Genomic DNA, 13,001 nt, shown 5'->3' on the forward strand with positions numbered 1-13,001 from the left:
AAGGCCCCTCATCCGACTTCTCGCAATCTCACTTCGTTCGATCGCTCCAAGCCACCTTCTCCCCGCATTGCGGGGCGAAGGAACTTGCTTACTCCCCATTCACCGCTTTTGCGTCCGGCGCAGGAGCTGGCGGCTTGCGGTTGATGTTGCGGCGGATCATGCCCAAATCCACGCCGCCGATCAGGAAGGCGACAACGAAATACACCACCATCGCAATCAATATGAGCAAGCCCAGGACGCCGGTCTTGATGAGCAGCGTCGAGCCGGACCCCAAAAGCGGCTCCCAGCGATGCGACAAATATATGATGACGCCGCCCATGACGGCGGAGGAGACGAGCAGCATGACGGTACGGCGTGCCAGCGACCATTCCCAGGCGAGATGTCCGCGGCGATAGAGCACGACGAAGAGCTGCACAGCGTTCAGCCATCCGGCAACCGCCTCGGCGAGCGCAATGCCGCGTTCAGCCAGCACCGGGAAAAGTAGGATGGACAGCGCCGAATTGACGAAGACGGCGACCGCCGTGTAGCGCATCGGCGATTTGGTATCTTCGCGGGCATAAAAGCCGGGTTGCAGCGCCTTGATCAGCACGAAAGCCGGCAGGCCCAGGCCGAAGATGGCGAGGATGGAGCCGACCAGCGTTGTATTGTTCGCGTTAAAGGCGCCACGCTCGTAAAGCACGCGGATGATATCGTCGGAGAGAAGCCAGAGGGCGACAGCGGCCGGCAGGGTCAGGAACAGCACGAATTCGATCGAGCGGTTCTGGATATTGGCGGCTTCCTTGATATGGCCTGACTTCAGCGAACGGGCCAGTTCCGGCAGAAGCACGATTCCGACCGCGACGCCGACGACGCCGAGCGGTAGCTGGTAGATGCGGTCTGCATATTGCAGGGCGGCGATCGCGCCTTCCTTGCCCGAGGCGATCGCCTGGCCGATTACCAGATTGATCTGGGTGACGCCGCCGGTGATGGCCGCAGGGATGGCGAGAAGCAGGAGCCGCTTGACATTGGGCGTGAAGCGCGGAAAGCGCAGGCCGATATTGATGCCGGCATGGCGCACGCCGATATAGACGACGGCCAGTTGCAGCACGCCTGCCACCAGCACCGACCAGGACAGGTACCAGGCGGTGGCCAGCGGATCGGCGCCGAAATAGATCGCGTAGAACAGCGCGCTGATCATCACCAGGTTGAGGAAGATCGGAGCCACGGCGGCGGCGAAGAAATGATGCAGCGAATTCAGCATGCCGCTCATCATCGCCGTCAGCGACATCGACATGAGATAGGGGAACATCACGGCGGCCAGCCGGACCGTCAGGTCGAATTTCTCGGCATCGTCGGCGAAACCAGGCGCGATGACCCAACGCACCAGGAGCGGCATGCCCAGTTCCATGACGATGGTGATCAGCAGCAGGACCGAGAAGAGAACGCCGAAGACTTCTTCGGAAAAGCGCTTGGCACCCTCGATGCCGTTCGCCTCGATCTCCTTGGCGAAGAGCGGCACGAAGGCGGCGTTGAAGGCGCCCTCGGCGAAGAGGCGGCGGAAGAGATTCGGAAAGCGGAAGGCAGCATAGAACACGTCGGCCATTGGCCCCGTGCCGAGGGCGGCGGCCATCAGCGTTTCGCGTGCGAACCCGAAGACGCGGCTGCCGAGCGTCGCGCCGCCGACGGTGATGAATTTCTTGACGAGGCTCATGCGGCTGAACCGGCTTTCTTTTCAGTTTCAGTATCGAGCTTTTCAACGGCGGAGGAACGCGTGGCGGCGGGCGCGATGATGCCGGACGGCATGCGCTCACGCACCTCATCCTCCTAGCCGGCCATCACGGCCTTCAGACGCGCGGTGATATTGGCTCGTTTGTTTTCGTTGGAGATTTTCTGTCCGACGAGATCGGTCACGTAGAAGCTATCGATGACTTTTTCGCCGAAGGTGGTGATGCGCGCCGACTGGATGTCGAGCGACAGGTCCGAAAGGACCGCAGTGATTTCCGACAGGAGGCCGGGGCGGTCGAGGCATTCCACTTCAATGACGGTGAACTTGTTMGACAGGCTGTTGGAGATCGTCACCGATGGCGGGATGACGAAAGCCTTGTTTTTGCGGCGATTCTTGGTGCGGGTGGCGATGACTTCCGGCAGGCGCTTGCGGCCGGCAAGCACGTCCTCGATCATCTTGCCGATGGTGCCGGCACGCCGCAGCTCGTCCGCATCGTCGGGGAATTCGCGGCTGACATGGATCGTGTCGAGCGCACGACCGTCGGACGTCGTGAAAATCTGCGCATCGGCAATATTGGCGCCCGCGGCAGCACAGGCGCCGGCGATAACCGTCAGGAGGCGCGGATGGTCCGGCGAGAGCACGGTGATTTCGGTGATGGCGTGGAAACTGTCGGTGCGCACCATGGTCGCGAGCACCTGGCCGGATTTGTCGGTCTGGCGAATGAATTGCGTATGGCGGATCTGATCTTCTAACGGCACCGAGAGGAGATAGGGCTGGTAGTGCAGCTTGACATAGGCCTTGCGGTCTTTCTGGCTCCAGTCTCCCAGCGCCTTTTCGAGCGCTTTGGCGGCCTCTTCAGCCCGCTCCTTGCGCGACACTTCCGAGAAACCGCCGGCGAGCAGTAGTTCGGTCTCGTAGTAAAGCGTGCGCAGAAGCTGGCCCTTCCAGCCGTTCCATACACCGGGGCCAACGGCGCGAATGTCGCATACCGTCAGGATCAGCAGCATCTTCAGCCGGTCGAGCGACTGCACCCGGTCGGCAAAATCGATGATGGTCTTGCGGTCGGTCAGGTCGCGAGTCTGGGCGACCATCGACATGGTCAGATGCTCCGCAATCAACCAGACGACCAGCTCCGTCTGCTTCGGCGTCAGGCCGAAACGCGGGCAAAGCTTGCGCGCCACCTTGGCGCCGGCCTCGGAGTGATCTTCCTCGCGGCCCTTGGCGATGTCGTGCAGCAGAACGGCGACATAAAGCGCGTCGCGGTCCTCGATATTCGGCATCAGCTTGTTGGTCAGCGGATGGGTATCTTCCGCCTTGCCCTTGTCGATCTCTGAAAGCACGTCGACGGCGCGGATCAGGTGCTCATCGACCGTGTAGTGATGATACATGTTGAACTGCATCATCGAGACGATCTTGCCGAATTCCGGAATGAACCGGCCGAGCACGCCGGCCTCGTTCATACGACGCAGGATCAGCGCCGGATCGCGCTTCGAGGTAAGGATCGCCAGGAAAAGACGGTTCGCCTCCTCGTTTTCGCGCAGGTCGTTGTCGATCAGCCCCAGCGAACGGGTGACGCGCTTCAACGCGTCGGGATGAAACTCCAGCCCATTGATATCGGCAACGAAGAACAGCCGGATCAGGCTTACCGGATCGCGCTTGAAAACATCGGGATTGGCAAGCGCGATGCGGCCGCGATCCTCGACGAATTCGAGCGTCCCAGGAATCTTGCGTGAACGGTGGGTGAAGCGGCTGAGGACGCCGGTCAGGCCCGGCGTCGCCTTGGCCTGCTGGTCCTCAAGCGCTGCGCAGAGGATACGGGTGAGATCGCCGACATCCTTGGCAACGAGGAAGTAGTGCTTCATGAAGCGCTCGACGGCGGAAAGACCGGGACGGGCGTGATAGCCAAGCGCCTCGGCAATCTCGCGCTGGATGTCGAAGGAGAGCCGCTCCTCCGCCTTGCCGGTCAGGAAGTGCATGTGGCAGCGCACCGCCCAGAGGAAATCCTCGGACTTCTGGAAAAGACGGTATTCCTGCTTCGAGAGCACGCCGAGCTTCACCAGATCGGCGGGATCACGGACGTGATAATAATATTTCGAGATCCAGAAGAGCGTATGCAGGTCACGCAGACCGCCCTTGCCTTCCTTGACGTTCGGCTCGACCAGATAGCGGGTATCGCCGGCTTTGCGATGACGTTCGTCGCGCTCGGCAAGCTTGGCGGCGATGAATTCCGGGCCCGTGTTGGTGACGATTTCCTTGTCGAAACGCGTTTCCAGTTCACCCGCCAAGGGTTCGCTGCCGCAGATATAGCGCGTTTCGAGGATGGCGGTGCGCACCGTCATGTCGGACTTTGCCTGGCGCATGCATTCTTCGACGGTGCGGGTGGCGTGGCCGACCTTGAAGCCCATGTCCCAGAGCATATAGAGAATGAATTCGACCGCCTTGTGCGTCTCGTCCTCCGGCTTCGGCTGGAAGAGGAACAGAAGGTCGATGTCCGAGCCGGGCGCCAATGTGTCTCGGCCATAGCCGCCGACAGCGGTGATCGCGAAGTTGCCCTTCTGCTTCGGATGGACGTGGTGGACCGTGAAGTCATAGAGAACGGTGATGATCTGGTCCTGCAGCCAGGAAATGCGGTACGCGCATTCGAGCCCGCTGCCGTCTTCCGAAAGCAGACGGCGCGCCTTTTCGCGGCCCTCCTGGCTCGCCTTCTTCAACAAGGCGAGAAGGGCGGAGCGCTCATCCTTCTTGTCCTCATGACGCTTGGCGAGGGTCTCGCATTCCGCCCTCAGCGCAGAAACGTCGAGAATGACGGAAAAATCGATCTCATGCTTTACCATGCTCGGCCGACCGGGATCCTGTTCATTGACCGCGGCCCATTGCCGGCGCGCCTGTCTTTTCGTCTGCATGCGCTATAGCCTCTTTGCCCGGCGATTGACACAGGCATTCTACGCCCGAATCCGCATAATTCAGCCTAGACCAAATTTCCCGGGTGAGCGGCTCCGGGAGTTCTATCGGTCAACGTTGACGAAGGGCGACGGCTGTCGATGCAGAAATCGGCAGTTTTAGGGCTGCGGCAGCTCAAGCGACCGTCTGAGTTCGTTGATGCTATATAATATATTTCGCGATTGGGCGCCGATCTGCATCAACATTTCCCGCTCGCACTCCCAATAGCCGGCCTTGGCGATCCTCGAGCTGATGTCGGAAATCCGGCTGCAGGACAGGGCTATATTCAGAAGTCCGCGATCGGATTCGCAGTCCGGCGCGTCACCCTCGCCACAGATCTTGCCGCGAGCGGCGATCGGAGAAAAACGTTCGGCGAGAATGCGGACCTCGGCGAGAAGATGTTCGATATGCATCGGATTATCCTTGGAAATCGCCTGTTATCAGCCGGCCTTGTTCAGGGTCTTCTTCAGTTCGTAAAGTGCGTCGAGAGCCGCACGCGGCGTCAAATCGTCAAGATCGAGCGCCTTCAGCGCCTCCTCTACCTTGGACGGCCCGCGCCGGCCAGCCACTTCCTCGCGGCGAACCGCGACCTGGAAGAGCGGCAGGTCGTCGATCAGTTGGCTCGCAGGGTTTTTGCGGTCGGCATCTTCCAGGCGCGTCAGAACGTCGCGGGCGCGCGCCACCACCGAAGCCGGCAGGCCGGCGAGCCGCGCCACCTGGATGCCGTAGGAGCGATCGGCCGCGCCCGGTCCGACCTCGTGCAGGAAGATCACGTCACCATCCCACTCCTTGACACGCATCGTCGCATTCGAGAGCCGGCCAAGCTTTTCCGACAACACCGTCAGCTCATGGAAATGGGTGGCGAAGAGACCCCGGCACCTGTTGGCCTCATGCAGGTGCTCGACCGCCGCCCAGGCGATGGAGAGACCGTCGAAAGTCGCAGTACCACGGCCGATTTCATCGAGGATGACCAACGACCGGTCCGTCGCCTGGTTGAGGATCGCCGCCGTCTCGACCATCTCGACCATGAAGGTGGAGCGGCCGCGCGCCAGATCGTCCGAAGCGCCGACGCGCGAGAACAGCCGGTCGACAATGCCGATATGGGCAGAGGCAGCGGGCACAAACGACCCCATCTGTGCAAGCACGGCAATCAGCGCGTTCTGGCGCAGGAAGGTCGATTTACCGCCCATGTTCGGGCCGGTCAGCAGCCAGATCGCGCCGTCCTTGCCGTCCGCCGTCGGCGACAGGTCGCAATTGTTGGCGACGAAGGGGCCACCCGCCTGCCGGCGCAATGCCTGCTCGACGACGGGATGGCGGCCGCCACCAATCGCAAACATCCTGGAGTCATCGACCAGCGGCCGGCAATAGGCCTGTTCCTCGGCAAGCAATGCCAGCCCGGCCGCGACGTCGATCACCGATAGCGCACGGGCGCCGGCCTTGATCGCCTCCGCCTCGGCGACGACGGCTGCGACCATGCGGTCGAAGGCCGCCAACTCGATCGCGAGCGCCTTGTCGGCGGCATTGGCGATGCGGCTTTCGAKATCGGCAAGCTCTGTCGTGGTGAAGCGCATGGCATTCGCCATGGTCTGGCGGTGGATGAAACGCGCCTTGGCTTCGGCAGTCTCCGTCATCGGCCCGGCATTGCCGGCCGTGACCTCGATGAAGTAGCCGAGCACGTTGTTGTGCTTGATCTTCAGCGATTTGATGCCGGTTTCCTCGGCATATTGCAGTTGCAACCCGGCAATGACCCGGCGCGACTGGTCGCGCAGCGCGCGGACTTCGTCCAGCTCGGCATTCGCCCTTTCCCGCAGGAACCCGCCGTCGCGCTTCAACAGCGGCAATTCGTCGGCGAGCATGCCGGCGAGCAGCGCTTCGAGATCGGCGGGCAATGCGCGGAGCCCGGCAAGGGCCGCTCCCAGTTCGGCGGGAAGCAAGGCGGCCCCAAGCAGATCGGCAACACCGGCGGCGGAACCGAGGCCTTGGCGGATCGCCCAGAGATCGCGCGGGCCACCGCGGTCGAGCGCTAGGCGAGACAGGGCGCGCGGCATATCCGGTACGTGTTTCAGCGCCGTCCTGAGATCGCTGCAAAGCGAGGGCTCTTCKGCAAGGAAGCCKATCGAATCCAGCCGTTCGTTGATACGCCCCGGAGCGGTCAACGGCGACATCAACCGCTCGGCCAGCAGACGCGCACCGCCGCCGGTCACTGTCCTGTCGATCGCTCGCAAGAGCGAGCCGTTGCGATCGCCGGAAAGCGTGCGCACCAGTTCGAGATTGGCGCGGGTGGCGGGATCGATGAACAATGTCGAGGCGCCGCTTTCGCGCTCCGGCAGGCCAAGCGGCGGCCGCTCGGCGATCTGCGTCTTCTCCACATAGGCAATGGCCGCGGCCGCGGCGGCAAGCTCGGCGCGCGTGAACGAACCGAAACCATCGAGTGTCGAGACTTCGAAGTACCGCGTGATACGCCCTTCGGCGCTGGCACTGTCGAAAAGCACGGCCGGCTGCGGCACCGCCGTACGGCCGAGCACGTCGAAGACCGGCTTCAGCTCGGGATCGTGGAATATCGTATCTGGGAGAATCAGCTCGCGCGGATCGATGCGCAGGATATCGGCGAGCAGCCGCGAAGGCTCCGTCTCGGCCAGACGGAAAACGCCGGTCGAAATATCGATCCAGGCAAGCGCCAGTTGCGGCTCAGAGCCGCCGCGAATGCGGGCGAGCGCCATCAGATAGTTGGATTCCGAGGGCGAGAGCAGCTTTTCTTCTGTGATGGTGCCCGGCGTCACCAGGCGGACGACATCGCGCCGAACAACCGACTTGCCGCCGCGCTTCTTCGCCTCCGCCGGGTCTTCCACCTGTTCGCAGACCGCGACGCGGAAACCCAGCGAAATCAGCTTCTGCAGATAGTCGTCGGCGGCATGCACCGGCACGCCGCACATCGGAATATCCTGGCCCATATGCTGGCCGCGCTTGGTGAGCGTAATGCCGAGAGCGCGCGACGCATCGACGGCATCCTCGAAGAACAGCTCGTAGAAATCGCCCATGCGATAGAACAGCAGCGAACCGGGATTGTTCGCCTTGATCTCGATATATTGCTCCATCATCGGCGTGGCCGAAGCGCGGCTTTCCTCCGAGGCAAGCTCGGTAGCCGAGAAAGCGTCGATGCTGGCAATTATTCGTTCGTTCACGGAGGTGCAGTTTTTCCCAAAAAATGAGGTGCCACCCTACCCGCGCGCCGCTATAGAAGACAACAGCTATCGGGCAAGAGGGACCGGTCGCCCACAGGAGGTTTGGAGGAACAATGCCTGACACCAACAGCACGTCGCGTTCGGGAACGGGGATTACCGATCAGGAAGCGCTCGACTTCCACAAGCATGGCCGCCCCGGCAAGCTCGAAATCAATCCGACCAAGCCGATGGCAACACAGCGCGATCTTTCGCTCGCCTATTCGCCCGGCGTCGCCGTTCCTGTGAAGGCGATCGCCGCCGATCCGCAGACGGCTTACGACTATACGTCGCGCGGCAACATGGTGGCGGTCATCTCCAACGGCACGGCCATTCTCGGCCTTGGCAATCTCGGTGCACTGGCCTCGAAGCCGGTCATGGAAGGCAAGTCCGTTCTCTTCAAGCGCTTTGCCGACGTCGATTCGATCGACCTCGAAATCGACACCGAAAATGTCGACGAATTCATCAACTGCGTCCGTTATCTCGGCCCCTCTTTCGGCGGCATCAATCTCGAGGACATCAAGGCGCCCGACTGTTTCATCATCGAGCAGCGCCTGCGCGAGCTGATGGACATCCCCGTCTTCCACGACGACCAGCACGGCACCGCGATCATCGCCGCCGCCGGGCTGATCAATGCGCTGGAATTGACCGGCCGCGACCTCAAGACCGCCAAGCTCGTCTGCAACGGCGCCGGTGCTGCCGCGATCGCCTGCGTCGAGCTGATCAAGGCAATGGGTTTCAATCCTGAGAACATCGTGCTCTGCGACACCAAGGGCGTGATCTACCAGGGCCGCAGCGAAGGCATGAACCAGTGGAAGTCGGCACATGCCGTCAAAACCGACAAGCGCACGCTAGCCGAAGCGATGAAGGGCGCCGACGTGGTTTTCGGCCTCTCGCAGAAGGGCGCCTTCTCCGAAGAGATGATCCGCTCCATGGCGGACAGGCCTATCATCTTCGCCATGGCCAATCCCGATCCGGAAATCACGCCGGAGGAAGTCGCCCGCATCCGCGACGACGCCATCATGGCGACCGGGCGCTCCGACTATCCGAACCAGGTGAACAACGTCCTCGGCTTCCCTTATATCTTCCGCGGCGCGCTCGATGTGCGGGCTTCGACGATCAACGATGAAATGAAGATCGCTGCCGTCAAGGCTCTTGCCAGCCTGGCACGCGAAGACGTGCCGGACGATGTTGTCGCCGCCTATCAGGGCGCGCGGCCGCGCTTCGGGGCGCAATACATCATTCCCGTGCCCTTCGATCCGCGCCTGATCTCGGCGATCCCGGTTGCCGTTGCGCAAGCGGCGATCGAAAGCGGCGTCGCCCGCCGCCCGATCCCGGACATGGCCGCCTATGCCCGCGAACTCTCAGCCCGGCGCGACCCGATCGCCTCTACGCTGGCGCAACTCTACGAACGTGTGCGTCGGCATCCGAAGCGCATCGTCTTTGCCGAAGCCGAGGAAGAGCAGGTCATGCGCGCCGCCTTGTCCTACGCCAACCAGGGACTCGGCACCGCCATCCTGCTTGGCCGCGAGGATCTGCTCCATGCCACGGCCGAACGCGCCGGGATCGACCTCAGCCGGCCGGGCCTCGAGATCGTCAACGCCCGCATTTCCAAGCGTGTCGAGGCCTATATCGACTATCTCTATGCCCGGCTGCAGCGCAAAGGCTATTTGCACCGCGATGTGACCCGCCTGATCCACAACGACCGCAACCATTTCGCCGCCTGCATGGTGGCGCTCGGCGATGCCGATGGTATGGTGACGGGGGTGACGCGCAACTATTCGACCGCGCTCGGCGACGTGCGCCGCTGCATCGACGCCAAGCCGGGGCACCGAGTTATCGGTGCGTCGCTGGTGCTTGCCCGCGGGCGCACCGTCATCGTCGCCGATACCGCCGTTCATGACATGCCGACGTCGGAGGAACTGGCCGATATCGCTGAGGAAGCGGCTGGTTTCGCGCGGCGCATGGGCTATGAACCACGCGTTGCCATGCTCGCCTACTCCACTTTCGGCCATCCCCCGGGCGAACGATCCGAGCGCGTGCGCGAGGCGGTGAACATTCTCGACAAGCGCTATGTCAATTTCGAATTCGACGGCGAAATGGCCGCCGATGTGGCGCTGAACCGCAAGATCATCGAGACCCAGTATCCCTTCTCGCGTCTCTCCGGTCCAGCCAACGTGCTGGTCATGCCCGCCTTCCACTCGGCCTCGATTTCGACGAAAATGCTGCAGGAACTCGGCGGCTCCACCGTTATCGGCCCGCTGCTCGTCGGCCTCGACAAGCCGGTGCAGATCACCTCGATGGGGGCCAAGGATTCTGATATCGTCAACATGGCGGCAATTGCCGCCTATGGAGCCGGTTAAGAGGGGACACTTTGCTGGAGCCCCTCACCCTGCCCTCTCCCCGGGGGGGAGAGAGTGGTTTCAGTGGGGACGGCAAGCTTTCGCTTCATCCAATGCAGTGTTTGAGCGAGAACTACCAGCAAACTCGATCTCACCCTCTCCCCTCAGGGAGAGGGTAGGGTGAGGGGGTGTCCCGTAACCTCGGTGACAAACCGAGGCGACAAGAAGACCAATGGCTGCGGTTTCGATTTGGTGTAAGATGCGCCAATGAGTGAAGCCCAGCTATTTGAAGTGCTGCGCCATTCAGCGCGGCCGGATATCGTCGACGCCATCGAGCGGCTCGTCCTTGACGCGTCCGATCGCAAGCTCAACCGGGTGAACGCGCTTGCCTTTGCAGCCGAGCACGGCTTCGACGAAGAGCAGACCATCAACGCCTTCCTGCATGCATCTCGCCTCGGCCTCTTCGAAATCTCGTGGAATGTTCTGTGCCCCGGTTGCGGTGGAGTGCTGGATGCCAATACCTCGCTGAAGACCGTTCAGAGCGACACCTATAGCTGCGCGCTTTGCGCTGCCGGCTATGAGCCGACCCTCGACGAGATGGTCGAAGTTACCTTCACCGTCAGTCCGCGCGTGCGCCATATCGAGGCTCACAATCCGCATGAATTGCCAGCCCTCGAATATTTTCGCCAGATTTATTGGGGCTCGGGCGTCGACCTTCCCGAAGAGGGGTACGAGGCGACGGTCGACCAATTCATTCTGGAGGCGCTGGAATTGCCTGCCGGGGAAAAGGCTGTCGTATCGCTTCAGTTGCCGGCGGAGTACGTCATCATCTTCGAGCCGGTGACGCATGCGGCACTCTTCCTGGACGTGAAAGGCGAACCATCGAAGGAGCGGCAGACCATCTCGCTCGTGTTCGATCGCATGCACCGGCATAGCGAACCCATGATCTTACGACCCGGCCCCCTGCGTATTCTCATGGAGAACCACACCGAAGTCCGCACATTGCCATCGATCTGCGTGGCCAACGACGTGCTGCACGGCCTGCTGGGGCAACGGCGTCCATTCCTGACCGCCAAGCGACTGCTTTCGAACCAAACCTTCCGCGACATCCACCGCACGGACACGATCGACGTGGACCAGCGGTTGAAGATCACCAGTCTCACCTTCCTGTTCACCGATTTGCGCGGTTCGACGGCCCTATATGAAAGGGTTGGCGACCTTGCCGCTTTCGATCTGGTGAGAACCCATTTCAGCATCCTGCATGAGATCGTCGGCGCAGAGGCGGGTGCGGTCGTCAAAACCATCGGCGATGCGGTAATGGCGACGTTTCCAACGCCGGACCGGGCATTGGTCGCCGCCATGCGGATGCGCGAAGCAATGGTMAGTCTCAACAAGGAGCGCGGCAACGACGATCTTCTTCTCAAGATTGGCATCCACGAGGGACCGTGCATCGCGGTCAGCCTGAACGAGCGCCAGGACTATTTCGGGCAGACCGTCAACATCGCTTCTCGCGTGCAACATCTCGCGAACTCACACGAGATATTCGCCACCGGTTCCGTACTCGACAATCCACGCGCCACGGAATTGCTGACGACACATGGTTTGAAACCGCAAACCCACCACGTCTCGCTTCGCGGCATTACGGATGAGATCGATATTTTTGCGATTCCCTAGAGCGGTTTAGCGTTTCACGGAATCGCTAAACCGCTCTATCCCTTTGTTTTTGCGCATTCCGGACGGAAAAACGCTCCGCACTTTTCCTGGAATTGCTTTGGGGATGGCCGAGGCCGAATCAGTCCGGCTTGCGACGATCAGCTCGCGAACCGACCGGCGTCAGCACCGTAATAATTGACGTAGCGGTCCGAAATGCTGGCGATCGGCAAGACGATCAGGACGTCCGTCGTATTGAAGGCATGATCGACGACGGCGGTGGAGCCGACCATGGCGCCGAGGCGCAGGTAACCCTTGATCAGCGGCGGCAGCGACATCAGCGCCTTCTTGGAATTGACCGCCTCGACGGGCATCAGGTCCATGGTGCGGGCAAGCGACGGCAGCGCGCTAACGGCCCATTCGTCCTTGGCAATGACGTTGTGGTAGAGGAAGGACAGAGCCAGCGCATGTTGCTCCGGACGAATGCCGGGGAAAGAAGCGCAGCCGAACATGGCGTTCATGCCGTGTTTCAGGGAATAGGCCCAATTGCCCTGCCACAGCAGTTCGACCGTGCGCTTGGTGCGGTATTCCGGCAGCACGCAGGAACGACCGAGTTCCATGAAGCGCTTTTCAGGATGACGGGCGAGCAGGGTGTCGATGTCGAATTCCGAAGAGGAATAGAAACCGCCATTCGCCATCGCCACGTCCTGGCGCAGCAGACGATAGGTGCCGACGATCTGGTCTTCCGAATCACCTTCCAGCGAGCGGTCGAGAACCAGCAGATGGTCGCAGATCGAATCCCAGCTATCGATATCGCGCTGGCGACGCATTGCATCGGCCGGCAGTTGCGCATTCATCTCCTCAACGAAGACGCGATAGCGCACCGCCTGGGCAGCATCAATTTCCCGCGCCGTGCGAGCAAGGCGCGTTTCTAGATTTCCGATGCGTCCGAGCACATCGCTGGCAACCGGCTCAACCGTTGCCTTTGAAGACTGAACCATTTCGCCCTGAGCTTCGCGATTCAAAATTTCGATGGACATGGCGACTCCCCCTCTACGGGTTGATATAGCCGCCATAAAGCAAATTCGTGCGACAGGAAAGTGACATGGTGCGTTGCGAAAAGCAAGAAGCGTGCCTGTTCCAATC

General features: G+C 61.5%; 6 protein-coding genes and 1 pseudogene. 2 read left to right on the top strand and 5 right to left on the bottom strand.

Going from position 1 to position 13,001, the window contains the following annotated elements; all coding sequences use genetic code 11:
- Nucleotides 1-88: 88 nt before the first annotated feature.
- From murJ to mutS, 4 genes and pseudogenes are all read right to left on the bottom strand, one after another.
- A complete protein-coding gene (gene murJ, locus QD357_RS13915; protein ID WP_107106815.1) occupies nucleotides 89-1,690 on the bottom strand; it encodes a murein biosynthesis integral membrane protein MurJ in 1,602 nt (533 codons plus the stop codon).
- A pseudogene (locus tag QD357_RS13920) lies at nucleotides 1,687-4,608 on the bottom strand ([protein-PII] uridylyltransferase). Before QD357_RS13920 ends, murJ begins: the two are co-directional and overlap by 4 nt.
- Before the next feature lie 156 nt (nucleotides 4,609-4,764).
- A complete protein-coding gene (locus tag QD357_RS13925; RefSeq protein WP_107106813.1) occupies nucleotides 4,765-5,058 on the bottom strand; it encodes a hypothetical protein in 294 nt (97 codons plus the stop codon).
- Nucleotides 5,059-5,085: 27 nt separating this feature from the next.
- The gene (gene mutS, locus QD357_RS13930; RefSeq protein WP_414124467.1) at nucleotides 5,086-7,743 is read right to left on the bottom strand and encodes a DNA mismatch repair protein MutS; all 2,658 of its coding nucleotides are present in this window, start codon (nucleotides 7,741-7,743) and stop codon (nucleotides 5,086-5,088) included.
- 197 nt (nucleotides 7,744-7,940) lie between these two features.
- Here mutS and QD357_RS13935 point away from each other — a divergent pair, with 197 nt between their 5' ends.
- Both QD357_RS13935 and QD357_RS13940 read left to right on the top strand, forming a co-directional pair.
- Complete coding sequence (locus tag QD357_RS13935; protein WP_107106811.1) at nucleotides 7,941-10,226, top strand: NADP-dependent malic enzyme; 2,286 nt, start codon at nucleotides 7,941-7,943, stop codon at nucleotides 10,224-10,226.
- 246 nt (nucleotides 10,227-10,472) lie between these two features.
- Nucleotides 10,473-11,879: an adenylate/guanylate cyclase domain-containing protein gene (locus QD357_RS13940; RefSeq protein ID WP_107106810.1), complete on the top strand. Its 1,407-nt coding sequence runs from the start codon at nucleotides 10,473-10,475 to the stop codon at nucleotides 11,877-11,879.
- A 137-nt stretch (nucleotides 11,880-12,016) separates the two neighbouring features.
- Here QD357_RS13940 and QD357_RS13945 read toward each other — a convergent pair whose 3' ends face one another.
- Nucleotides 12,017-12,895, bottom strand: a complete 879-nt coding sequence (locus tag QD357_RS13945) for a GNAT family N-acetyltransferase (protein WP_107106809.1) — start codon at nucleotides 12,893-12,895, stop codon at nucleotides 12,017-12,019.
- Nucleotides 12,896-13,001: the final 106 nt, after the last annotated feature.

Origin of the sequence: Rhizobium sp. BR 317 (assembly GCF_047445835.1) — a bacterium.
In the GTDB taxonomy this organism is placed as follows: Bacteria; Pseudomonadota; Alphaproteobacteria; order Rhizobiales; family Rhizobiaceae; genus Rhizobium; species Rhizobium paranaense.